Raw genomic sequence first — 22,345 nt, 5'->3', positions numbered from 1 at the left:
TTTTCAACCCGCTTCGAAAGCCACCCCTGCGGCGTATGGTGGCGCGCGTGAACTCCACCCGCGTCGAGTGGTTCGTGAGTGCGCCCCGCCCGAATGTCTTCCGGGCGCTGCTGGATGCGCGTTCGGTACGAACCTGGATGGTCCCCGATGGAATGACCAGCCGCATCCACGAATTCGATCCGCGCGTCGGCGGCCGCTTCCGCATCTCCCTCACCTATGACGTGCCGACCGCCGCCGGTAAGACCTCCGCGCGTACCGATACCTTCCACGGCACCTTCGTACGCCTGGTATCCGATGCGGAGGTGGTGCAGACCGTCGAGTTCGAGACCGATAATCCGAGCCTGAGCGGCGAAATGACCATCACCTATTCGCTCATCGCCGAGCCCGGCGGCACCCGGGTGATCGCCCGGCACGACAATCTGCCGCCCGGGCTGTCTCCGGAAGACAATGAGCTCGGTTTCCGCATGTCCCTCGCCAAGCTCGCCACCCTCGCCGAACAGGCGGGATCGCCGAAAGTCTGAATCGGCCGCCCGGCATAGGCGGCGCGATCGGCCCTCGGGTGCCTATCGTGGATTGGTATGGCGTTGCCGGGCTATCCCTACCCGTCCACGGCCGCCGAGTACGACGATCAGCGGCGGCGTGCCCGCCTGCACGAAACCAGGCTGGGGCAGACGTGGACCTACCGTCGGCGCACCCGGCTGCTGCTCTTGCGGCTGAGCCTGATTCCGCTGCTCCTGCTGGGGATCTTCGGTCAGTACATGATGCTCGACGTCGCTCCCGAGCGGGCGCGGCTGGCGCGCACCGAACCGGCCGTCGTGCCGATTGCCGGGCCCGCCAACCCGCAGTCCGCGGATACCGCCGTCTTCGATCTGGTCGGGCTGGGTGTGCTGGACGCTACCGATACCGCGCGGGCGCTGCCGTCGCTGACCGCGCTGGGGTCGGTGTGGGCGGTGCGCTACGACAATGCCGGTATCGATACCAAGGTGATCGCCGACCTCATAGTCAAGGTCACCGAGGCGGGCAGAATGCGCAATGTGGTGCTGGTCGGGCACAGTATGGGCGGCGTGATCGCGCTCGAGGTCGCCAAACATCTGCACACCGGGAGCTCCCGCCGAGTGCTCGGGGTGATTCTCGATTGCACGCCGGTCGATCTGCACGCCGTGCGGCCGGAGAGCCGCGACCAGGGCGAAGAAATGGAACGCTGGATGGGCTGGATTCCGGGCGCCCGCGAGAGCCGCCTGCTGCGCCTGATCGTGGAAACCTATGCGCGCCACGAGAGTTACCTCGGGGGCGGGCAGTACGGCATTCGCTGGGACCGGTTCCGGTCGGCGGTGGCGCAGGTGCTGCGCGACAAGATCTTCAATACCGATGCCGCCAGCAACGGTCTGATCGAGGCGCAGTTCAAGGCCATTGTCGCGGGCGGCGCCGTCGATGATCTGCGGGCGCTGGCGAAACCCGCCGGGAGCAAACCGCGCCCGGCCATTGTCTATATCCGCCCGCACGAGGGCTGGCGCGATCCGATCGTGGATGTGGAGTACTCCCATCGGGTGCTCGTCGACCAGGTCGGCGGGGTGGACGGCACGCTGATGGTGGCGTTCACGCGAAATACCGAGCATGCCAATCCGATTCAGCGGCCGCAGGAGTACAACACGCTGATCGAGCAGCAGGTGGTGCCGTTCATTCGGCTGGTGCAGCGCGAATCGCTCACCGCGGCGGCATTGAGCGGGCACTGAGTGCTCGGTCGTGTTGCCGGGGCGAACTCAGCGCACGGTGTCGTCGGACGCCGGGCGGATGGTCGAGGCGGGCACCAGATTCCAGCGTTCCAGTTGTGCCCGGACCTGTTCTGCGGCATCGATATTCAACGGTCCGCTGGTCCACAGGGCATAGGGCAGGTTCAGGAAGCGGGATTGCGTGACCGCCCGCAGGTTCTGGATACCGGGCTTGGACCGCAGCAGATCCACCTTCTGCTGGAAGGACTGCGGGGGATAGTCGACGAAGACGATGGCGTCCGGATCGGCCGCGACCAGGCGCTCCCAGGAGACGGCGGTCCAGGTGTCGGCGACATCGTCGAGGGCATTGCGGGCGCCGGCCGAGTCCAGAATGGCCTGGGGTGCACCGTATTTGCCGCTGGAGAAGACGGTGTCGGAGGCGCTGTCGAAGAGGAAGACGGTGGGGCGGTGCTCCGGTTGCGGCGCCGCGCGCAGGGCGGTGAGGCGGCGATCGAGATCGGCGGTGAGTGCGGTGGCGCGATCGGTGCGGCCGGTGATGGCGCCGAGATCGGTGAGGTCGGTGTGCAGGGCGGTCCAGGCGTCGGTGATGCCGCGTTCGCCGTCGGGGCGGCGGCAGCTCTCGGTGAGCACATAGGGGGCGACACCGGCGGCGCGCAGGGAATCCGGGGTGAGATTGCCGGCCTCGGAGTATCCGTAGTTCCACCCGGCGACCATGACGTCGGGCCGTTGCGCGAGCACCGTCTCACGTGAGGGGTAGTCGGGCGCAACGGAATTCAGCTTGTCCACGGCATCGCCGTAGTGGCGGCGCAGTGTGTCGGCATCCCGCTTCAGGCTCGATACCGCGACCACCTGCTCCTGTGCGCCCAGTGCCAGCACCGTGGAGATCAGATTGCCGTCATTGACGAACATGCGCTGCGCCGGTGACGGGAATGCGGCGTCCGCGCCGCAATTGCGGACGATCAGATTGCCGGTCGCGGTGTGCGGAGTGCCGCAGGCCGCCAGCGCGCCCGCCAATGCCGTGGCCGCGACGATCCGGGAGAGTTGTTTCACGACTGTGCCTTTCGCGCGGTGATCAGCAGATGTGGTTGACCGGTGTCCGGATGTGGAACCCGAATGGCGTGCACACCGAAGACGGTGTCGAGCACCTCGGTCCGCAAGGCGATATCTGGTGGTTCGAGCGGATACGCCCGGCCCCCGTGCAGTACCAGCACCCGATCGCAGTACTGATCGGCCAGCGCCAGATCGTGCAGGCTGGTGACCACGGTGCGATCCAATCCCCGGGCCAATTCCAGCAATTGCAGCTGGTGTGTGACGTCCAGATGATTGGTCGGCTCATCGAGCAGCAGCAGCGGCGTCTCCTGCGCCAGCGCCCGCGCCAGCAGCACCCGCTGCCGCTCCCCGCCGGACAGCCGGCTCACCGCCCGCCCTGCGAACCCCGCCAAATCCACACTCCGCAAGGCATCTTCGATAGCCTGCTGCTCCTCGGGACCGCCCCCACCCCACGGCGGCAGATACGGCGTCCGCCCGAGCGCCACCAATTCCCCGACCAGCAAATCCTCCGACGCCGACTGATCCTGCGCCACGAACCCCACCCGCCGTGCCCGCTCCCGGGCCGAAAGCCGGTGCAGCTCCTGCCCCTCCACCACGACCCGCCCCCGCACCGGCTTCACCAGCCCGGCAAGCGTCCGCAACAGCGTCGTCTTCCCACTCCCATTGGGCCCGACTACCCCCACCGTCTCCCCGGCCCGAACCGCAAACCCCACCCCCTCCAACACATTCCGCCGCCCAGCAGCACACCCCAACCCCCGCACCACCAACGCATACCCATCGGCCCGCATGCCTCCGTCGTCGATCATGCCGCACCGAATCGGTAGCTGCGGCGGCCCATGAGGATGAGGAAGGCCGGTGCGCCGATCAGGCCCGTGAGGACGCCGACCGGGATTTCGGTGGGGCGCACCAGGACCCGGGTGGCAGCGTCCGCGACCACCAGGAAGAACGCGCCGCAGAGGGCGGCGGCGGGGAGGAGCGCGCGGTGGCGCGGGCCGACCAGCAGACGGGCGGCGTGGGGGACCACCAGGCCGACGAAGCCGATGCCGCCGGAGACGGCCACCAGCACGCCGACGAGCACCGCCAGCAGTATGAAGAGCGCAATTCGCAGCTCGCGCACGGGAACTCCCACCGAGGCGGCGGCATCCGCGCCCAGATTGAGCGCGTCCAGCCAATTGGCGGCGATCAGCAGCGCCAGCAGGCTCGCTCCGACCACGCAGGCGGGCAACAGGATTCGTGTCCAGTCCGCACCGGAGAGACTGCCCAGCAGCCAGAACAGCACCGACTGCGCGGCCGCCGGTTCACTGCTGCGGAAGATCAGGTAACTGCTGAGCGCCGCGAAGGCGGAGCCCAGCACAGTCCCGGTGAGCACCAATCGCAGCGGAGTCAGCCCGCCCTGCGCCATGGCGATCAGGAATACCGCTGCGGCAGCGACCAATGCCCCCGCCAGCGCCCCGGTCGACAGTGCCCACATCCCCGCTCCGGCGAACATCCCCGAGGTGATGACCGCCGCCGCACCGACTCCGGCGCCCGAGGAGACGCCCAGCAGATACGGATCCGCCAGCGGGTTGCGCACAAGTGTCTGCATCGCTGCCCCCGCCACCGCGAGCCCCGCACCGACAATGGCCGCAAGCACCGTCCGCGGTACCCGCAACTGCCACACAATCGTGTCCAGCCCCAGATCCCCGGGCGTGAGCCCACCGATCCGCCGCCGCAATACCTCGACCACCGAAGACACCGGCACGTTCTCGGCCCCGAATCCGGTCGCAACCACCATGGCGGCCACCAGCAACACCCCCAGCAGGGGCAGGGCGATCGAAAGCCGCACACGACTCATCGCACAAACTCCATCGGCAACCCGCGGCCTCTCCAGAGAAATCCATGGCAGGGGAGGTCTGACTCGCACCCGGACACACCCGGGCACTCACAGTGGCGCGACCGCTCCGGATTCCCACCGGATTCCCGCACCCGCCAACAACAACAGCCCCGAACCCTACCCCGCCGCCCGATAAGTCCGATTTGCCACCCAATCGCCACCCCGCCTCCCCGCCACAACCCCGCCCCGCGCTTACCGGACCGCGCAGCCCGTGCCGCATTCAAACAACGCATGCAAACACTGTTCGATCCGTGAGCAAGCTGTTCGATGTCGCTATGACGACCACGCAGCCGCTCGCTTGCCGCAGGTGCTCAGCAAGTGCCGCACACCCCTGACGAAACCGCTGCTGCCGGAGGTCGAATCAGGCTGTGCCGACGCGAAGCGGTGAGCGTGCCTTGTCGAGCACGCTCACACCGACTGCACAGCGCCTTCTCGGTCGCACAGTGCAGGCAAGCGCTGTTCGACCTCGAGACGCGTTGCTCGATGCGTCGTGGGGATGGCTCTGCCGAGAGAGTTGAGCCGGTGTGGTGAGGCGCCGGCCGACTCGGCGCCCACCTGGATCTGCCCTCTCGGCTGTATCGACGGCACAGCTTTTATCGCAGCCGAACAGCTCTGGCGGGCGCTGTTCGGAACGAAGGCGTGCTGTTCGGTGCGTGGGGGCGTTGTTTTGGTGGGGCGGCGCTAGCGGACTCGGGTGCCGAGGAGGTGGCGGACGCCGCTGATGAAGAGCTGGAGGCCGAAGTCGAAGCGGGCGGTGGCGTCGGGGCTGTCGTAGAGGGGGGAGGATTCTTCGGTCAGGGCGCCTACGGAGTCCATTTGCATGCGGGATTGCTCGTCTACCGTTTGGCCCAGGACGTAGTAGAGCAGGGTATAGGCGGCGAGGTCGGCTTCCTCGCGGGTCATGCCCGCGCGAATTGCGGCGCCTGCCAGGCGTTCCCGGCCCTTGCTGGTGGTGAGCCTGGAAGCGTATGTGGCCGAGACCAATTCGGCGCCGTCGCGGTAGGCGAGCAGGCACGAGCGGAGGCGGTGCGCCAATTCGGTGATCTGGCCGGACCATTCACCGGATTCGACAGGCTCGTCCATGGGTGCCAGCACGCGGTCGCCGACGGCGCCGAGCAGTGCCTGCTTGTTCGGGAAGTGCCAGTACAGCGCGCCGGGCTGCACATGCAGGGAACTCGCGAGCCGCCGCATGGTCAGATCGGCGAGTCCGTACTGATCGAGGATGGCGATGGCCCCGTCGACCACGTCCGTGCGGTGCAGTTGCACTGAGAATCCGACCCCTTCGTGTTCCGGCTCACGTTCCGGACTGCTAGCCTACCCTGAACACCGTTCAAGTTGCTCGGCCACACCGGCCGGATGAAGGGATTCGCGCGCATGACCCAGGCAGCCGTCAGGACCGAAGCCGCAAGCGCGGCAGGCGAAGACATTCTGACGATCGCGCGCGAGCAGGTGCTCGAGCGCGGCGTCGCACTCAATCAGGAGCAGACCCTCGAGGTGCTGCGCCTCGGCGACGATCGGCTCGAGGAGCTGCTCGCCCTCGCCCACGACGTGCGCATGAAGTGGTGCGGCCCCGAGGTCGAGGTCGAGGGCATCATCTCCCTCAAGACCGGCGGCTGCCCCGAGGACTGCCACTTCTGTTCGCAGTCCGGCCTTTTCCAGTCGCCCGTGCGCGCCGCCTGGCTCGATATCCCGAGCCTGGTCGAGGCCGCCAAGCAGACCGCCAAATCCGGCGCCACCGAATTCTGCATCGTCGCCGCCGTGCGCGGCCCGGATGCCCGGCTCATGGCGCAGGTCGCCGCCGGCGTCGAGGCCATTCGCAACGAGGTCGACATCCAGGTCGCCTGCTCGCTCGGCATGCTCAATCAGGAGCAGGTCGATCAGCTCGCCGCCATGGGCGTGCACCGCTACAACCACAATCTCGAGACCGCCAAGTCGCACTTCCCGAACGTGGTCACCACGCACTCCTACGAGGAGCGCTGGGACACCCTGCGCATGGTGCGCGAGGCCGGTATGGAGGTCTGCTCCGGCGGCATCCTCGGCATGGGCGAATCGCTGGAGCAGCGCGCCGAATTCGCCGTGCAGCTCGCCGAATTGGAGCCGGACGAGGTGCCGCTGAACTTCCTCAACCCGCGCCCGGGCACCCCCTTCGGTGACCTCGAGGTGCTGCCCGCCTCCGACGCGCTGCGTGCCGTCGCGGCCTTCCGCCTCGCGCTGCCGCGCACCATCCTGCGCTTCGCGGGCGGTCGTGAGATCACCCTCGGCGACCTCGGCGCCAAGCAGGGCATCCTCGGCGGCATCAATGCCGTCATCGTCGGAAATTACCTGACCACCCTGGGCCGACCCGCCGAGGCCGATATCGATCTGCTCGGCGAGCTCAAGATGCCGATCAAGGCGCTCAACGAATCCTTCTGAGCGCAGCGGGCCATCGAAAGCCGGTACCGTACAGACAGGTACCGGCGCAGCTCGTCGAGGCTGCACTTCACAGAAGCTGAGCACTGAGGTGGTCGTGGATATAGAGGAGCGCTACAACCCCTTCACGGGCAAGCGGGTGGTGCCGGGTCTGGAAGACGCCGTCCCCGCCGCTGCCGCCCTGGGTTTGGAGCCGCCGCGGTTCTGTGAGAACTGCGGCCGCCGCATGGTCGTGCAGGTGAGCCCGGACGGGTGGTGGGCCAAGTGCTCGCGCCACGGCGTGCTCGACTCCAGCAGCCTGGAACACCGCTAGTGGCAACCACATTCACCGCTGCCGAGCAGCCCGGAGTGCGGGTCGGATTTCTGCGGCGCGAGGCGCGTGCGGCGGCGGTGGTGTTCGCCGCCATTGTCGCGGCGAGCGCCGTCGCGGGCGTGGTGTGGGGATTTCTCGCGCCCGCCGAACAATTGCTCGTGATCGATCCCGACCGCGGCGCCGCGCTGACGGGGGAGAGCACCCATCGTTTCGACGCGGTCGCCATCTTCGTACTCATCGGACTGGTGACCGCGGTGCTCACCGCGGCCGCCGGGTGGCGCTGGCGGCGGGCCCGCGGACCGGTGCTGCTGCTCGGCCTGCTGGCCGGTTCGGCGCTGGGCTCCTCGGTCATGCGCTGGGTCGGCGAGGCCGTCGCGCAGCAGCGGCACACCCGGCCGCCGCATCCCGCCGTGCACACCATCGTGGAATTCGCGCCCACGGTCGAGGGCTGGTCCGCGCTGCTGGTGCAACCCCTGGTCGCCGGGCTGGTGGTGCTGATTCTGGCAGCGCTGAGCACCACCGACGATCTGGGCACCGGACATCACCTGCCGTTCGGCGGGAACCCGCCGCAGCCGCCCGCCTTCGCGCCCGGCCAGTTCGGCTCCGACATCACCTACGGGCCCTACGGCGGCACCCAGCCCTTCGGCCCGCGCGACCCGGTGGTGCCGTTCGAACCCGCCGACTCCGTCCCGGAGACCGATCGCACGCAGTGAAAATCGCTGGAGCTCACCGGCGATTCTCCCTACCCTGAGGCATCGAGTTCACGACACCGCAGGGGGATCGGCCATGAAAGCCGCTTCGCACGCCGATCGTGCCCCGCAGGCTCCCGAAGCGCCGGCGGAACGACCGGATCTCAGCGCCTGGCGCCAGCGCCACGCACTACGGCAATCCAATGCCGCGCAACCGATTCCGAGTGCGCGCACCTATCGGCGCAGTACCAAGCATCGCAAGCGGGAGTGGTAGCCGCACTCGTCTGTGCGACTCCTCGGCTCTGCGGTAGCGCTGCGTGAGTGGCAGTTCCCGCACGCGGTGCGACAGGTCAGCTCGGTGGCCGTAGCGCCGCGAATTCATCGGTGACCCGGATTTCCGACTCGGCGAAGCGGTAGACCGCTGCCGGTCGGCCGCCCGTGCGACCGGGGGAGGTTGTCGCACCCGTCGGCGTGATCACTCCCCGGCGGGTAAGCACCCGTTGCAGATTCGTGGTGTCCACGTCGTATCCCAGTGCCGCGCAATAGGTTTCCCGCAGCGTGGACATGGTGAACCGCTCCGGCGCCAGGGCGAACGCGATATTCGTATAGGACATCTTCGCCGCCAGTCGATTTCGCGCATGCACGACAATGCCGCCGTGATCGAAGGACATATCCGGCAGGGCCGACACCGGATGCCACCGGGTGTCCGAGGGCAGGACCGGTTCCGCGGTGAGCGGCACCAGCCCCAGATACGCCGAGGCGATGCGCCGATCGCCCGGTACGCGATTCGGATCGCTGAAGACCCAGACCTGTTCCAGATGGGTCAATTCCCGCACATCGACCTTCTCGGCCAATTGCCGCGCGGCCGAGGCGTCGAGGTCCTCCCCGTCGCGCAGCTTGCCGCCCGGTAGTGACCAGGTGCCCTTGGCGGGGTCGAGGGCGCGTTCCCAGAGCAGTACCGCCAATTCCGTGCGCTGGCCGGGCGGACAGCGCCCCGCATCGGCTCCTGCGGCAGTCGAAACACGCTCACCTGCACTGATGGTGTCCGGAAAGCGACGAACCTGGAACACGGCGGTGAGCGTTTCGTGGATAGTGCTACGATGGGCCACGTTTTCGATTCTAAGTCGAAAACCGGTTGTATGCGAATCGGCGATGTGGCCGAGCGCATGAGAGAAGGAGCCAGCCATGGCTGCAGTAGGTGCGACGATGCCGCTCACCGAGCGCATTGTGGACGGGCCCGCGGGATTCACCGGCGTCGATGCCACTCCCGAGTGGGCACAGGAGATCAAGCGATTGGCGCGCGAGCGCAACGCCACCATCCTGGCGCACAACTATCAGCTCCCCGAGATTCAGGACATTGCCGACCATGTCGGCGACTCCCTCGCGCTGTCGCGTATCGCCGCCGAGGCGGCCGAGGGCACCATCGTGTTCTGCGGTGTGCACTTCATGGCCGAGACCGCGAAGATCCTGAGCCCCGAGAAGACCGTGCTGATTCCGGATCAGCGGGCCGGCTGTTCGCTGGCCGACTCCATCACCGCCGAGCAGCTGCGGGAGTGGAAGGACGAGCACCCCGAGGCCATGGTGGTGTCGTACGTGAACACCACCGCCGCGGTGAAGGCGCTCACCGATATCTGCTGCACCTCGTCCAATGCCGTCGATGTGGTCGCCTCCATCGATCCGGACCGCGAGGTGCTGTTCCTGCCGGACCAGTTCCTGGGCGCGCACGTCAAGCGCATCACCGGCCGCGAGAATATGCACATCTGGATGGGCGAATGCCATGTGCACGCCGGCATCAACGGCGATGAGCTCAATGAGCAGGCTCGCACCCACCCGGATGCCGAACTGTTCGTGCACCCCGAATGCGGTTGCGCCACTTCGGCGCTGTACCTCGCGGGCGCGGGCGAGTTCCCGGCCGACCGGGTGCACATTCTGTCGACCGGCGGCATGATCGACGCGGCCAAGGCCGCCGCGGCGCGAAGCGCCAAATCAGGCGGAGCGAAGCAGGTGCTGGTGGCCACCGAGATCGGCATGCTGCACCAGCTGCGAAAGGCCGCCCCCGGCATCGACTTCCAGGCCGTCAACGACCGCGCCTCCTGCCAGTACATGAAGATGATCACCCCCGCGGCCCTGCTCCGCTGCCTGGTGGAGAACCGCGACGAGGTGCACGTCGATCTCGAAACCGCTGCCCTGGCACGCAATTCGGTCCAGCGGATGATCGAAATCGGCAACCCCGGCGGCGGGGAATAGCAGCGGGCTCGGGCGTTCGCCGGAAAGGGTGACAGCCGTGAGTATTTCCATCTCATGGGAGACCGACGCGGATCTCGTGGTGGTCGGCGGCGGGGTCGCGGGTTTGACCGCGGCCCGTACCGCCTCGCTGCGGGGACTGCGGGTGCTGACATTGAGTAAGGGCGGTGCCACCGATACCTCCACGCAGTATGCGCAGGGTGGTATCGCCGTGGTTGCGCCGCACGGGGATTCGGTGGAATCCCATGTGCACGACACTGTGGTGGCCGGGGCCGGGCTGTGTGATCCGGAGGCGGTGCGCTGCATTGTCGAGGGTGGCGTGGACGCGGTCGCGGCGCTGACCGATCTGGGTGCGGTATTCGATCTCGGCCGGGACGGCGAGGTTTCGCGCACCCGGGAGGGCGGGCACAGCACCCGGCGGATCATTCACGCCGGTGGTGACGCCACCGGCGCCGAGGTGCAGCGGGCTTTGAACACGGCCGGACTGCCGGTGTTGTTCGGGGCGGCCGCGGTCGAGATCGTGACCGGTCCCGACGGGGTGCGCGGTGTGATCGCGTTATCCGACAAGGGATTCGGGATCGTGCATGCGCCGGCCGTGCTGCTGGCGACCGGCGGGCTCGGACAGCTGTATGCGTGCAGCACCAATCCGCCGGGAGCCACCGCCGACGGTATCGCGCTGGCACTGCGGGCCGGGGCCATGGTCTCGGATCTGGAGTTCCTGCAGTTCCACCCCACCGTGCTGTTCACACCGGGCGGGCTGGGACGGCGACCGCTGATCAGTGAGGCGGTGCGCGGTGAGGGCGCGGTTCTCGTGGATTCCCAGGGTGATTCGGTGACCGCGGGCGTCCATCCGCGTGGTGACCTCGCGCCGCGTGATGTGGTGTCGCGCGCCATCGAGGCCCGCATGCGTGCGCTGGGCACCGACCGCGTCTACCTCGACGCCCGGGCGCTCGACGGGTTCGAGCAGCGTTTCCCGACCATCACCGCGTCCTGCCGGGCCGCGGGCATCGAACCGAGCGCCGATCTCATCCCGGTCGCGCCCGCCGCCCACTTCCAGTGCGGTGGTGTTGTCACCGATACGTACGGGCGCACCATCGTTCCCGGCCTGTACGCCGCGGGTGAGGTGGCCCGCACCGGCCTGCACGGCGCCAACCGGCTCGCCTCCAACAGTCTGCTCGAGGGTCTCGTGGTCGGCGAACGCGCCGGCGCGGCGGCGGTCGAGCGGCTGGGCGCGGCCGCGCGCATCGACTCCGGAGTGCACTTCGGCGGCGTCGCGGCACTGCCGCGGGCGGATCGGAAGCTGCTGCAGGAGTTGATGACCGAGAACGCCGCGGTCGTCCGCGACGGTGACGGCCTGCGCGGTGCGGTCCTGCGGCTGGTGGGCATGCTGTCCGGCGGCGAAGCCGACGAGACCAGCGAAGCGGTGCAGGGGAATTCGGCCGCCGCGATCATCCAGGATCTCGAAGACTCCGCGCTCACGCTGACTGCGCGGACGCTGCTGCTGACCGCCTCCGCCCGCACCGAAAGCCGGGGCTGCCACACCCGTTCCGACTATCCGGACCCGCGCGAGGAGCTGCGCCGCAGTACGGCAGTGCGCTTGGGCCCGGATGGTCGCCCGCAATTGGTCACCGACGGCTCGGAGACGAGGCCGTCCTGGCACCGCACGAAAGAAGGAGTGCACCAATGACTCTCGACGCCGGACTCGATCGCGACGAAGTGCTCGCGCTCATTCGCCGGGCGCTGGACGAAGATCTGCGCTACGGCCCCGATATCACTACGGCCGCAACGGTTCCCGCGGATGCGGTGGCCAAGGCGGCCATGGTGTCCCGCCAGCCCGGCACCGTGGCCGGACTCGATGTCGGCCTGCTCGTGCTCGACGAGGTGCTCGGCGCGGGTGGTTACGAGATCACCGGCCGGGTCCCCGACGGCACCCGCGTGCAGCCGGGCGATACCGTGCTCAGCCTGATCGCGCCGACCCGCGGGCTGCTCACCGCCGAGCGCACCATGCTCAATCTGGTGTGCCATTTGTCCGGAATCGCCAGTGCCACTTCGGCCTGGGTGGATGCGGTCGCCGGTACCGAGTGCCGCATTCGGGACAGCCGGAAGACCCTGCCCGGTTTGCGGGCTTTACAGAAGTACGCGGTGCGCACCGGAGGCGGCGTCAATCACCGCATGGGTCTGGGCGATGCGGCCCTCATCAAGGACAACCATGTGGTGGCGGCCGGATCGGTGGTCAATGCCCTGCGTGCGGTGCGCGCGCTGAATCCGGATATCGAGTGCGAGGTCGAGGTGGACAACCTCGAACAGCTCGATGCGGTGCTCGCCGAAGACGTGCAGCTGGTGCTGCTGGACAACTTCCCGCTGTGGGCCACCCAGGCCGCCGTCCAGCGCCGCAACGACCGGTCGCCGCAGACGAAACTCGAATCCTCGGGCGGACTTTCGCTGGAGGACGCGGCGAATTACGCGGGGACCGGCGTGGACTACCTCTCGGTCGGCGCACTCACCCACTCGGTCCGGGTACTGGACCTGGGCCTGGATATGTGAGGCGGACCTGGAGGTGAGGCGGCTCGGCGATAGGTGAGACGGCTCAGCGGCGGAAGGTGGGCGCCTCGGCGATCCAGCCGGTGCCGCCGCAGACCGAGCACCAGTTGACCGAGCCGTTCACCAGCCCGTAATCGCCTCGGCCTTCGCACATCCCGCAGTACCGCCAGCCTCTGTTCGGGGCGACAGTGTCGAAGAAGATATTCAGGAACCCTTGAATCGCCATGCAGATTGCACTCCTCGCGCTGGGAATCCAAACGCAGCAAGCGTGCGGTATCGGGCTGGCGAATGTCCAGCGGTATCCAGCAGGCTTTACAAGCCGAACTCCTGCGGGTCCAGGCGCAGGGCACGGCAGGCATCCCGGACGGCGGCGATCTCCTGTGCGTCGAGGTCGCCGTCGACCTTACCGATCATGATTCCCAATTGCACTGCGGCACGGGCTTCGACGGCGTTTCCGGTGGCCTCGGCGATTTGTGCCATCACATAGGCGCGGCCGAAGGCCGGATCCAGGGTGATGCGAGTGCAGTTGTCCTCGAACAGATTTCGCAGCTCGTCGGTGGGAAAGTGCTGCAGCGCAGTGTCCGCGCCGATGAGCTGCGCGACCCGGGTGCGGTCGGCCGGATCGATAGCGCCGTCCGCAGCCGCTATCAGTGCGCAAATACCCATGGTGGCATCTCGGAAAGAGCCGCCGCGCAATTCATTTCGCTGTGCGAGCAGCTGCTGCCGCCACTGCGGGGCCTGCTCTCGGCGGCTGTGGAAAACCATGACACACTCCGAAATGATCTACCGGACTCGCAAACCCCGCGTCGGTGCCCGGACTGTGCTGATGTATCGATCCGACCTTAACAGTCGATCGACAGGTGGCGGCTGGGAAGTTTCCGGCGACCGGAGAGCAGCATCCCCGGAACCTGTCAGGACGTGAGCTCACGTTCGAGCGGGGTGCGGAAGCGGGGGATGGGCCGCACCTCACCGTAGAAGGCGGTGAGGCGCGCGGCCTCGGCCTCGATCAGGGTCTGAGCATCGGAGCCGACGTCTTCCAATAGGCGCCAGACGATTTCACCGTCGGGCCGCTGCGCCCAGCCGCCGACAATGCGTCCGTCCCACCACACGGTCGGCCCGACATTGCCATTGGTGTCGAACAGGATGGGGGAGTGCGGGCCGAGGTACCACTCGCGGGACTGCCAGCCCATCGGAGTCGGATCGAGCGCCGGGAGCAGCGCGACCCACGGCTCGGGTGCGGGCGTGGGTTCCAGATCGTCGGCGAGCACCAGGCCGGTCGCATCGCCCAGGTCCACCTCGGCGGTATCCAGCAGCGCGAGGGTCTTGCGGACCTCGCCCAGCGTCCACCCCGTCCACCACTTGATATCGCTCACCGGTGCGGGTCCGAAGGCCCGCAACCACTTTCGTACCAGTTCCACCCGCGCCGCTTCGGCAGAGAGTGCCGGAATCCCTTCCGGCAGCCAGGATTCGATGGGCGCCCAGGTGTATTGGCTACTGCTCCAACTGCCGTTGGGCCGGCCGCGCACGATCCGGCCCTCCGCACCGAGAATCACCAGCACCCAGGTGGTGATGCTGGTCGGCTTGGAGTACGACTTGCCCGGCGCGGTGTCCACCTGGGTGCGCAGCCGGGGCACCGCTTTGCCCAACTGCGCGCCGGTGGCGCTACCGCGTGCCAGCAGGGTGTCGTGCGTTTCGGCCTCGACCTCGCTGAGCCAGGGCAGGACGGCCCCCTCGGCCACGCCCGCCTGCTCGATGTACCTCGCGTACGTCTTGCGCTGCTTGTGCGCGAGCGCATCCGCGCACGAGGCCTGCAGCGCGGGCACCAATTCGATGGGCGCGACGAACATGGTGCGCCGCATGGCCAGCATGCGCAGCAGCGTCCGATCCTCGTACAGCGCCTTCTCCACATGCCCCGGCTCGCAGCCCCGTCCGCGCGCGGCGACCGAGAGGAACACCGTGGCCGGATCGGTGGCATGCAGCACCACCAGCGACCGGGCCACCTCGTTCACATCATCGGTCCGGGCCGCGGCCGCCAGCCGATGCCGTACTCCCAGGCGAGCGCGCCGCTCGGCCGCATCCATCGAACGCATGGGCGAATCCTAGCCGCCGCGTACGACACCGGCCGTGTGATCGCGGGGCATGTCCGGCGTGCCGCCGCGCTGCACCCGAACGTGTGCGGCGGTGATGCTCCACCTGTCCGGAAGGACGGCGTATTTCGACGGAGCTGGACGCTCCGGCGACATCACAGGTGCCGACCGATCCGCCGGACACCCGTCGCGGGTACCCGAAACCGCACCCGCGACGTGTCATGATTCGGCGATGCGAGGTCGGTATCGGAGCTGCGGCGCAGTCCTCGGGGTGCTCGCGGCCATGGTCGTTGCGGCGCCGGCGGTTTCCGCCGAGACGGCGGACACCGTGCGGGTCGCGGTGCGCGATGTGACGCTGACGGTCGACGGCGAACAGGCCACCGGGCGGGTGTACGAGCCGTATCGGGATACGCCGGGCGATATCGACCCGCGCGATCTGATCGTCGCCGTGCACGGACATGCCGGTAGCGCCGCCGACTTCCCGGAGTACATGAGTTCCATCGTGAAGCAGACCATGGCGCCGCTGCTGACCATGGATCAGCGCTCCGCCGTGAGCCAGTGGCGGACCGGCGAGTGGAATGTGTGGGCCGGTTGGCAGGACACCGTGGCCGCCACCCAGTGGTATCGGGGTGCGCATCCCGGTATCGGGCGCAGCGTGCTGTGGGGTTGGAGCCAGGGCGGATTGACCAGCGGGCTCGCCGCCGCGTACGCCCCGCCCGGCACCTACGACTACTGGGTCGACACCTTCGGCCAGGCCAGCGATTTCGTGTCCTGGCTGGAGGCGGACCTGGCGGGGCCGGGCCTGCGGCCGGAGATCGAACGCGATGCCGGCGGCTGTACCCCGGTGGTGTGCGCGGCCGCGTACGCGGCGCGCTCACCCGCGCTGCTGGCCGGGCGAATCGCGGTGCGGCGCGCCATTCTGCTGCACGGCACCTCGGATCCGCTGGTGCCGTACAGCTCGAGTGTGGAGATGCGCGCCGCCCTGATGGCCACCGGAAAGCCGGTCACCATGTACACCATCGCCAGCGGTCGCGATCTCGGCGGGAATGTGGTGCCCGGTGAGCACGGCCTCGGCCCGGTGTTCTTCGAATCCGGTTGTGCGGTCGAGCGACTGCTGCTCGGTACCGAGCCCGAAGGGGCGAGCGACTATCTGGTCGATATCGCGCACGGCATCGATACCGCTCCGCCCGCACCGCCGAACACCAAGTGCGCCTCCTGAATCGGAGCTCTAGTCGACGCTGACCGCATCCACGATATTCAGGCGTGCGGCGCGCAGGGCCGGGGGTATGGAGCCCAGCAGGCTCAAAGCCAGTGCGGCGGCGGTGAATACGATAAGCAGCGGCCCGGGCCGGAAGGTGACGTCGATGCCCATCATATCGGCGGCCAGTCGCGAGTAGAGGAATTGATCGGACAGTCCGAAGAGCACGCCCAGGGCCGCACCGGCGATGCCGATTCCCGCCGCCTCCGCCAGCACCATGCGCAGGGCGAAACGGCGGCTCGAACCCACCGCGCGCAGGATGCCCAGCTCCCGGCGGCGTTCCAGGAGCGCCAGCGTGAGGGTATTGAGCAGGGCCATGGCAGCGATGACGGCCACGATGACCAGCATGATGCGCGAGAGCACCAGTCCCTGCCGCATGGCCTTGCTGATGCCGTCGAGCGCGGCCGGTCCGGTGTAGACGTGCATATCGGGCGGCGTGACCGCCCTGATGGCCGCGGCCAATCGATCGCGATCCGTGCCGGGCGCCCCGTCGATCTGCAGGGTGCTGGCGCCCGGCCGCTCGAACCAGTCGCGCATGAGGGTCAGGCTGATGGACGCGGTGCCGGAGAGCGCCGAGAAGTACGACACCGAAGCCAGCACCCGCGTGCGCTTCTCACCGCTCGGTGTCTGCACCGACAATTCGTCGCCGACCGAAACATGCAGTGCGCGTGCCAGATCCCGGGACAGCGCGACGCCCTCGCCAGCCAGCAGTCGCCGCTGGGTATCGGCATCCAGCGATCGGTACATGGCGTAATTGCTGCCCTGGACGACGCCGTAGAGCAGCGCCTTGGTCCCGGCGAACGAGGCGAAGGCCAACTGCCCCTCGGTCACTCGCGCCACCCCGGGCACCGCCGCGACCCGCTGGGCCATATCCGCGGGCAGCAGCGGAGTCGGCACCGCATCCTCGGGAGTCACGCTCACCCAGACGTCATTGTCGGCGAGCGAGGCGAAGGTATCGCGAGCCGATCGCACCACATCCGTATTCGCGCCGGTAATGGTGATCGTCATGCCCACGGCGATCGCCACCGTCATGAGCGTCGCCCAGACGCGCCGCGGCGCGCGATCGATATTCACTCCGGCCAGCACACCCGCCGAACCCAGTCGCCGGGCGGCCGCACCGGCGACCGCGACAATCGGCCCGGCCGAGGCGAAGGCCACTGCGATCTCGGTGCCGAACGCCAAACCCAGTGCCACCGAGGCGAAGAGCCCGAGGTGTGCGCGCATGACCAGGATCGTCGCCACCGCCAAGACGACGGCCGCGACACCCGCGAAGACCCGCAGTCGCGGTGACACCACATCCGCGGGCGAAGCCCCGACCGGAGCGAGCGCCTCCACCGGCGACACTCGATAGACCTGCCGGGCCGCGACCGCCGTCGCCGCCACATTGGTCAGCACCGCGGCGGCGATCGCCGCCGGCACGGCATACCAGGGCAGCAGATACTCCAGCCGCGCCTCCATCATCTGGGTGAACGCACCCGGTAGCAGCCCGATCGCGTAGCGCCCGGCCAGCACGCCCAGCCCGGAACCCAGGAGGCCGCCGAGCAGGCCCAGCGCCGCGGCCTCCACCAGCACATCCCGCACAATCGTCTGTCTGCGCCCGCCGATGGCGCGCAGCATGGAGATGACCGGCCGCCGGCCCGCCAGGGCCATGCTCATGGTGTTGTAGATGAAGAACGCCGACACCACCAGGGCGATGCCCGCGCCCATGGCGGCAATGAACTCCAGCATCACAATGCCATTGCCGGTCTGCGCCGCCCGCAGGCTCGGCGGTCCGACCAGCGCCCGTCCCGCCACCGCCGCGGTCACGGCCGAATTCAGCTGTGCCGCATCGGTACCGGGTGCGGCGACGATGAGCACCGAATCCAATTCACCGGTGCGCCCGGTGATTCGCTGCGCCAGCGGCAGCGGGGCGATGAGGAAGTGGCCGCCGTTCAGCCGCTGCTGCTGCGCACCGGAGACGACCGCGGCAATGGTGACCTGGCCCGAACCCAGGTGCACCACATCGCCTTTCGCGTACCCGGCGGACGGACCGGCCAGCACCCCGTTCGGCACGCTCAGCAGCGAGCCCAGCCGGTCGCCCTGGACGGCGTCCTTCAGGGTGCTGTCCAGGGCCGCGCTGGCGGCGTCGACGCCCAGTACCAGCAGTTGATCGTCCTGCGGCCCCACACTGGCGCGGAGCATGGGGACGGCCGCGGCCACGCCGGGGACGGCCGCCACGTCATTGCGCACGGCCTGCGGGAATCCGGCATCACTGACACCTGAGATCTCCAGGCTCGCATTGCCCGCCAGTCCGGCGGCCAGCCGCGCGACCGATCCGGTCAGCGATCCGGAAATACCGATCACTGCCACCAGGAACGCGGCCGACACCGCCATGACGAATATCGATGCCACGGTCCGGCCCCAGTGGGTGGCGAACTCTCGAATTGTGAGCAGCCGCAACCGATCCAGCAGAGCGATCATGAAATCAAGGCTAGGTGCCCGTGGACCACCCTGCCGACGATTCGGCAACTCCGTCCCAGACGCCGAACCCGTCCGGCGGTCCGCGGTGCGGCGATAGGTCGCGGCGTCCGGGAACAGGTTCGTGCCGACCGCGGTTGCCCGAGAGGAAGCAGACCGACAGGAGGCAGTGATGACGGCACCCGTGGACCCGTCCTATCGATGGGGCGGCGACGAGCTGGATCTGGACGCGTACCTGGATCGCATCGGATACACGGGCGGGCGCACGCCCACGCTGGCCACCCTGCGCGGGCTGGTGCGAGCGCACACCACCACCATTCCGTTCGAGAATCTGGAGATCATTCTCGGTCGCGGGGTTCCGCTCGATCCGGAGTCCTTGCAGGACAAGCTGATCCGGCGCCGGCGTGGGGGCTACTGCTACGAGAACGTCCTGCTGTTCGCCGCCGCGCTGGAGCGGCTCGGATTCGAATTCACCGGCATCTCGGGCCGAGTCACGATGGGGGCGGCGGGATTACGTCCTGCCACCCATGCGCTGCTGCGCGTCATCGCGGCCGATGACGATCGGGTCTGGCTCTGCGATGTGGGTTTCGGCGCGGGGCCGCTCGAACCCGTCGAGCTCACTCCCGATCGGGGCGAAATCACGCTCGGCGCTTGGCGTTACCGGCTCGAGCTGGGCGCCGACGCACTCGGCGGACAGCTGTGGACCCTGCATCAGTTCGGCCGGGACGGCTGGGTCGATCGGTACACCTTCAGCCCGAATCCGCAGTACCGGACCGACTTCGCGGTCGGTAATCACTTCGTCTCCACCTCACCCAGGTCACCGTTCACCATGCGCCCGTTCCTGCAACGGTTCCGGCCCGAGGTGCATCACGAGATCGACGGCACCACGTGGACGACGACCTATCCGGACGGCACCACCGAGCTTCGGGAGCTCGAGGCCGCCGAACTGCCCAAGGTGCTGGCCGAGGTGTTCGATATCGAACTCGACGATGCCGATGCGGCGCTGCTCACTCGAGCCGCATGGCCGGCGGCGGCGAAAAATCCGCCCGAAACGACCCGAAATCAGGTGGCGGCGACACGAAAGGACTGAAATCCGTTCCCACGCGGTGGGATCGGGCATGCCGGCACAGAATTTGCTGTCACGTCATGGAAGTACTCTGAGCTGCACGTTTACGTGACCTGTCACACGGTTGTCACCTGAGTGCGGTCCAGATCTCACCGAGATCTCGCTCATATCTCACGCTGACGTCGGCGTGCTGCCTGCGGACCGCTACACTCATGCGGGGAAACACGCGGGCAACCGCGTCGTCACAGTCACCATCGCGGAGAATTTCGGAGTAGTGCCATCGAAACCGGCCAAGTGATCGCAGGGCATTACCGCCTGGTCGAACGGATTGGTAGCGGCGGCACAGGCGTCGTCTGGCGAGCCGTCGACCAACGGCTGGAACGCTCGGTGGCGATCAAGCAGATCATCACCCAGCCCAGTCTGTCCGAGGCGGACAAAGACATCGTGCGTCAGCGCGCGGCCCGAGAGGCCCGCAATGCCGCACGCTTTCAGCATCCGAATGCCATTGTGGTGTTCGACATTACCGAGCACGAGGGCGATCCATGCCTCGTCATGGAGTACCTGCCGTCCCAGAGCCTGGCGGTGGTGCTCTCCTCGCAGGGCACCCTGCCGCTGCCTCAGGTCGCGCGCATCGGTGAGCAGGTCGCGTCGGCGCTCATTGCCGCGCACCGGGTCGGCATCGTGCATCGCGATGTGAAGCCCGGCAATATCCTGCTCGGCGACAACGGGGCGGTGAAGATCACCGACTTCGGCATCTCCAAGGCCAAGGGCGATGTCACGCTCACCGCCACCGGGCTCATCTCCGGCACCGCCGCCTACCTCGCACCCGAGGTCGCGCGCGGCGCCGAGCCGAGCCCGGCCGCCGATGTCTTCGCCCTGGGCGCCACGCTCTTCCACGCGCTGGAGGGCGAACCGCCCTACGGCACCAATCCGAATCCGCTCGCACTGCTGTACGCGGCGGCGAACGGCCAGATCAGCGAGCCGCGCAATGCCGGCCCGCTCAGTGATCTGCTGCTCTCGCTGCTCAGCTTCGAGCCGGAGGACCGGCCGAGCATGACCGAGGTCCGCGACATCATGGCGGACTTCGCGGAGCTCGGACCCGAAGCCGAGGCCACCCGCGTCATGGCCGCCCGCCGTCAGAACGGCAATGCGCAGTCACCGGCCAAGCCGATCGGCGCACCCCGGACGGCGCCGCAGCGCGGGAACACCCGGCAGATGGATCGCCGCTCGGCCGCCAATGCCGATATCCCGACCGGGGCCATGGCCCAGGCGCAATTGCTCGAGACCCCGCCGCCGCGGCATCCGGTGTCGGCGGGCCCGCCCACGCGTTCCAACCCGGCTCCGCAGCTGGAGTCCCGCGGTCGCGGGAAACTGGTGTGGGCCGGTGTGGTCGCGGCGGTGGTCGTGGTCGCGGCGGTGGTCTTCGGCATCATCAGCTCGTCCGGTTCGGACAGCCCGGGCACGGCGTCGGGCAGCACCAGCGCGTCGAAGGTTTCCACCTCCACCACCACGGGTGCGGGTACGGCAGGAACCCTCGGGCAAACCAAGAGCGCCGGAACGGTATCGGTGCTCAATGGCGCCGATACGGTAGACAAGTTCTATGACTCGCTCGTCAATATGAGCTTCGCCGACGCGTGGAGCAAGCTGACTCCGGCGGCCCAGCAGGTCTACGGCGGCCAGACGGCTTTCCAGTCCTACTGGAACGACAATCGCGTCACCCGCTACGCCTCCATCTCCGGAGCCCGGGGCAATGACAGTGCGAATGCCGACGGTTCGGTGGATATCGCACTGGCCAACCTGACCTCCGGCGGCCAGACCAAATCGCTCACGCTGCGTGTGATCGACGGTGGCGGTGGCACTTTGAAGATCGACAGCGACACCCGCTAGTCCGTCCTGAACTCGACGTATTGCGCCGTACCGGAAATCCGGTGCGGCGCAACGTTGTTATCGGGGGCTGTTCTCAATCCCCTGTCGCGGTTAGCCTTCCGATATGAACGTGCGCCAGATGCTCACAGAAGAGCGCGGGGAGCTGGTCGAACTGCTCCGTTCGCTGACCGCCGAGGAATGGGAGGCGGCGTCACTGTGCGCCGGGTGGCGGGTGCGCGATGTCGTCTGCCACCTGCAGACCGATACCGTTTCGCTGCCCGACTATCTGCTGACGGCCCTGCGGAATCGCTCCGTCGATCGGCTCAACGGGGCCCTCGTCACCCGGTTCCAGCCGCTGCCCACCGCGGAACTGGTGGATCGGCTGGCGCAGCCGGGCGGCTGGTTCTCCCGCTACTCACCGAAATTGGCGTTCGCCGATACCTTCATCCATCAGCAGGACATTCGCCGGCCGCTCGGGCGCGAGCGCAAGGTTGCGGCGGATCGCCTGGTCGTACTGCTCAGCAATCCCGATCCCTTTGTGCGGCCCGGACGTTTCCTGAAGGGATTGCGGTGGGAGGCCACCGATGCCGACTGGTCGCGGGGCACCGGCCCGGTGGTTCGCGGTCCCGGCGAAGCGCTCGTGGTGGCCATGGCAGGCCGCGCCGCCGCTCTCGACGATCTCGAAGGTGACGGCGTACCCGAACTTCGCCGTCGCGTCGAGGCGTAGGACCGCGCGAAAACTGCGGCAGTGCAGTCTTTTCG

The 22,345-nt window shown here is 68.1% G+C and carries 22 protein-coding genes and 1 riboswitch; of the genes, 13 read left to right on the top strand and 9 right to left on the bottom strand.

Annotation, left to right across the window (positions count from 1 at the left end; all coding sequences use genetic code 11):
• Positions 1–47 precede the first annotated feature (47 nt).
• Positions 48–521 carry an SRPBCC family protein gene (locus ABZX86_RS31515; protein ID WP_355128648.1) on the top strand — a complete coding sequence of 158 codons (474 nt, stop codon included), beginning with the start codon at positions 48–50 and terminating at the stop codon, positions 519–521.
• Positions 522–578: 57 nt separating this feature from the next.
• Positions 579–1,733 carry an alpha/beta hydrolase gene (locus ABZX86_RS31510; RefSeq protein WP_355128646.1) on the top strand — a complete coding sequence of 385 codons (1,155 nt, stop codon included), beginning with the start codon at positions 579–581 and terminating at the stop codon, positions 1,731–1,733.
• Between the two features lie 27 nt (positions 1,734–1,760).
• Here ABZX86_RS31510 and ABZX86_RS31505 read toward each other — a convergent pair whose 3' ends face one another.
• From ABZX86_RS31505 to ABZX86_RS31490, 4 genes are all read right to left on the bottom strand, one after another.
• Complete coding sequence (locus ABZX86_RS31505) at positions 1,761–2,780, bottom strand: ABC transporter substrate-binding protein (RefSeq protein WP_355128644.1); 1,020 nt, start codon at positions 2,778–2,780, stop codon at positions 1,761–1,763.
• Positions 2,777–3,568, bottom strand: a complete 792-nt coding sequence (locus tag ABZX86_RS31500) for an ABC transporter ATP-binding protein (RefSeq protein WP_355128959.1) — start codon at positions 3,566–3,568, stop codon at positions 2,777–2,779. The genes ABZX86_RS31505 and ABZX86_RS31500 overlap by 4 nt, the downstream gene beginning before the upstream one ends.
• 14 nt (positions 3,569–3,582) lie before the next feature.
• Positions 3,583–4,614 carry an iron ABC transporter permease gene (locus tag ABZX86_RS31495; protein ID WP_355128642.1) on the bottom strand — a complete coding sequence of 344 codons (1,032 nt, stop codon included), beginning with the start codon at positions 4,612–4,614 and terminating at the stop codon, positions 3,583–3,585.
• A 55-nt stretch (positions 4,615–4,669) separates the two neighbouring features.
• A riboswitch (cobalamin riboswitch) is annotated at positions 4,670–4,741 on the bottom strand.
• A 593-nt stretch (positions 4,742–5,334) separates the two neighbouring features.
• Positions 5,335–5,919 (bottom strand): TetR/AcrR family transcriptional regulator C-terminal domain-containing protein, encoded by a 585-nt coding sequence (locus ABZX86_RS31490; protein WP_355128640.1) that lies wholly within the window; start codon positions 5,917–5,919, stop codon positions 5,335–5,337.
• Positions 5,920–6,027: 108 nt separating this feature from the next.
• Here ABZX86_RS31490 and bioB point away from each other — a divergent pair, with 108 nt between their 5' ends.
• The 4 genes from bioB to ABZX86_RS31470 all read left to right on the top strand — a co-directional run bounded on the left by bioB (position 6,028) and on the right by ABZX86_RS31470 (position 8,338).
• A complete protein-coding gene (gene bioB / locus ABZX86_RS31485; RefSeq protein WP_327140892.1) occupies positions 6,028–7,065 on the top strand; it encodes a biotin synthase BioB in 1,038 nt (345 codons plus the stop codon).
• 94 nt (positions 7,066–7,159) lie between these two features.
• Positions 7,160–7,375 (top strand): hypothetical protein, encoded by a 216-nt coding sequence (locus ABZX86_RS31480; protein ID WP_327140891.1) that lies wholly within the window; start codon positions 7,160–7,162, stop codon positions 7,373–7,375.
• Entirely contained in the window at positions 7,375–8,088 is a 714-nt protein-coding gene (locus ABZX86_RS31475; RefSeq protein WP_355128637.1) for a DUF2567 domain-containing protein, read from the top strand. Before ABZX86_RS31480 ends, ABZX86_RS31475 begins: the two co-directional genes overlap by 1 nt.
• 73 nt (positions 8,089–8,161) lie before the next feature.
• Positions 8,162–8,338, top strand: a complete 177-nt coding sequence (locus tag ABZX86_RS31470) for a hypothetical protein (RefSeq protein ID WP_355128635.1) — start codon at positions 8,162–8,164, stop codon at positions 8,336–8,338.
• Positions 8,339–8,414: 76 nt separating this feature from the next.
• Here ABZX86_RS31470 and ABZX86_RS31465 read toward each other — a convergent pair whose 3' ends face one another.
• The gene (locus tag ABZX86_RS31465; protein ID WP_355128633.1) at positions 8,415–9,173 is read right to left on the bottom strand and encodes an NUDIX domain-containing protein; all 759 of its coding nucleotides are present in this window, start codon (positions 9,171–9,173) and stop codon (positions 8,415–8,417) included.
• Between the two features lie 76 nt (positions 9,174–9,249).
• On the opposite strand from ABZX86_RS31465, the gene nadA reads away from it, so the two are divergent.
• Genes nadA through nadC form a run of 3 tightly spaced genes read left to right on the top strand, consistent with a single transcriptional unit; the run spans position 9,250 to position 12,852 of the window.
• A complete protein-coding gene (gene nadA / locus ABZX86_RS31460) occupies positions 9,250–10,311 on the top strand; it encodes a quinolinate synthase NadA (RefSeq protein ID WP_355128631.1) in 1,062 nt (353 codons plus the stop codon).
• 28 nt (positions 10,312–10,339) lie between these two features.
• On the top strand, positions 10,340–11,995 hold the full coding sequence (locus ABZX86_RS31455; protein WP_355128629.1) for an L-aspartate oxidase: 1,656 nt from the start codon (positions 10,340–10,342) through the stop codon (positions 11,993–11,995).
• Positions 11,992–12,852, top strand: coding sequence for a carboxylating nicotinate-nucleotide diphosphorylase (gene nadC / locus ABZX86_RS31450; RefSeq protein WP_355128627.1), 861 nt, complete (start codon positions 11,992–11,994; stop codon positions 12,850–12,852). The genes ABZX86_RS31455 and nadC overlap by 4 nt, the downstream gene beginning before the upstream one ends.
• A gap of 43 nt (positions 12,853–12,895) precedes the next feature.
• Here nadC and ABZX86_RS31445 read toward each other — a convergent pair whose 3' ends face one another.
• The 3 genes from ABZX86_RS31445 to ABZX86_RS31435 all read right to left on the bottom strand — a co-directional run bounded on the left by ABZX86_RS31445 (position 12,896) and on the right by ABZX86_RS31435 (position 14,939).
• Positions 12,896–13,075 carry a hypothetical protein gene (locus tag ABZX86_RS31445; protein WP_297613829.1) on the bottom strand — a complete coding sequence of 60 codons (180 nt, stop codon included), beginning with the start codon at positions 13,073–13,075 and terminating at the stop codon, positions 12,896–12,898.
• A gap of 86 nt (positions 13,076–13,161) precedes the next feature.
• Positions 13,162–13,614: a TerB family tellurite resistance protein gene (locus ABZX86_RS31440; protein ID WP_355128625.1), complete on the bottom strand. Its 453-nt coding sequence runs from the start codon at positions 13,612–13,614 to the stop codon at positions 13,162–13,164.
• A 146-nt stretch (positions 13,615–13,760) separates the two neighbouring features.
• Positions 13,761–14,939 (bottom strand): winged helix DNA-binding domain-containing protein, encoded by a 1,179-nt coding sequence (locus ABZX86_RS31435; RefSeq protein WP_355128623.1) that lies wholly within the window; start codon positions 14,937–14,939, stop codon positions 13,761–13,763.
• Positions 14,940–15,168: 229 nt separating this feature from the next.
• Between ABZX86_RS31435 and ABZX86_RS31430 the strand changes: the two genes are divergently transcribed.
• The gene (locus ABZX86_RS31430) at positions 15,169–16,155 is read left to right on the top strand and encodes a prolyl oligopeptidase family serine peptidase (RefSeq protein ID WP_355128621.1); all 987 of its coding nucleotides are present in this window, start codon (positions 15,169–15,171) and stop codon (positions 16,153–16,155) included.
• A 9-nt stretch (positions 16,156–16,164) separates the two neighbouring features.
• Here the strand turns inward: ABZX86_RS31430 and ABZX86_RS31425 are convergent, their stop codons facing one another.
• Positions 16,165–18,654, bottom strand: a complete 2,490-nt coding sequence (locus ABZX86_RS31425; RefSeq protein WP_355128619.1) for an ABC transporter permease — start codon at positions 18,652–18,654, stop codon at positions 16,165–16,167.
• Positions 18,655–18,823: 169 nt separating this feature from the next.
• Between ABZX86_RS31425 and ABZX86_RS31420 the strand changes: the two genes are divergently transcribed.
• From ABZX86_RS31420 to ABZX86_RS31410, 3 genes are all read left to right on the top strand, one after another.
• Positions 18,824–19,741: an arylamine N-acetyltransferase gene (locus ABZX86_RS31420; RefSeq protein ID WP_355128617.1), complete on the top strand. Its 918-nt coding sequence runs from the start codon at positions 18,824–18,826 to the stop codon at positions 19,739–19,741.
• Between the two features lie 270 nt (positions 19,742–20,011).
• Positions 20,012–21,604 (top strand): serine/threonine-protein kinase, encoded by a 1,593-nt coding sequence (locus ABZX86_RS31415; protein WP_355128615.1) that lies wholly within the window; start codon positions 20,012–20,014, stop codon positions 21,602–21,604.
• Between the two features lie 103 nt (positions 21,605–21,707).
• Positions 21,708–22,310, top strand: coding sequence for a maleylpyruvate isomerase family mycothiol-dependent enzyme (locus tag ABZX86_RS31410; protein WP_355128613.1), 603 nt, complete (start codon positions 21,708–21,710; stop codon positions 22,308–22,310).
• Positions 22,311–22,345: the final 35 nt, after the last annotated feature.

The sequence above is a fragment of the Nocardia sp. NPDC006630 genome (assembly GCF_040611495.1).
Classification (GTDB): Bacteria; Actinomycetota; Actinomycetes; order Mycobacteriales; family Mycobacteriaceae; genus Nocardia.
Note: the sequence above shows the minus strand (reverse complement) of the source record. Positions and strands in the feature narration are given on the sequence as shown.

Bases quoted from the DNA above. Each gene is read 5' to 3' on its own strand.
- ABZX86_RS31510 (WP_355128646.1), top strand. From the start codon at position 579: ATGGCGTTGCCGGGCTATCCCTACCCGTCCACGGCCGCCGAGTACGAC.
- ABZX86_RS31500 (WP_355128959.1), bottom strand. From the start codon at position 3,568: ATGCGGGCCGATGGGTATGCGTTGGTGGTGCGGGGGTTGGGGTGTGCT.
- ABZX86_RS31495 (WP_355128642.1), bottom strand. From the start codon at position 4,614: ATGAGTCGTGTGCGGCTTTCGATCGCCCTGCCCCTGCTGGGGGTGTTG.
- bioB (WP_327140892.1), top strand. From the start codon at position 6,028: ATGACCCAGGCAGCCGTCAGGACCGAAGCCGCAAGCGCGGCAGGCGAA.
- ABZX86_RS31470 (WP_355128635.1), top strand. From the start codon at position 8,162: ATGAAAGCCGCTTCGCACGCCGATCGTGCCCCGCAGGCTCCCGAAGCG.
- nadA (WP_355128631.1), top strand. From the start codon at position 9,250: ATGGCTGCAGTAGGTGCGACGATGCCGCTCACCGAGCGCATTGTGGAC.
- nadC (WP_355128627.1), top strand. From the start codon at position 11,992: ATGACTCTCGACGCCGGACTCGATCGCGACGAAGTGCTCGCGCTCATT.
- ABZX86_RS31445 (WP_297613829.1), bottom strand. From the start codon at position 13,075: ATGGCGATTCAAGGGTTCCTGAATATCTTCTTCGACACTGTCGCCCCG.
- ABZX86_RS31440 (WP_355128625.1), bottom strand. From the start codon at position 13,614: ATGGTTTTCCACAGCCGCCGAGAGCAGGCCCCGCAGTGGCGGCAGCAG.
- ABZX86_RS31435 (WP_355128623.1), bottom strand. From the start codon at position 14,939: ATGCGTTCGATGGATGCGGCCGAGCGGCGCGCTCGCCTGGGAGTACGG.
- ABZX86_RS31430 (WP_355128621.1), top strand. From the start codon at position 15,169: ATGCGAGGTCGGTATCGGAGCTGCGGCGCAGTCCTCGGGGTGCTCGCG.
- ABZX86_RS31425 (WP_355128619.1), bottom strand. From the start codon at position 18,654: ATGATCGCTCTGCTGGATCGGTTGCGGCTGCTCACAATTCGAGAGTTC.
- ABZX86_RS31420 (WP_355128617.1), top strand. From the start codon at position 18,824: ATGACGGCACCCGTGGACCCGTCCTATCGATGGGGCGGCGACGAGCTG.
- ABZX86_RS31410 (WP_355128613.1), top strand. From the start codon at position 21,708: ATGAACGTGCGCCAGATGCTCACAGAAGAGCGCGGGGAGCTGGTCGAA.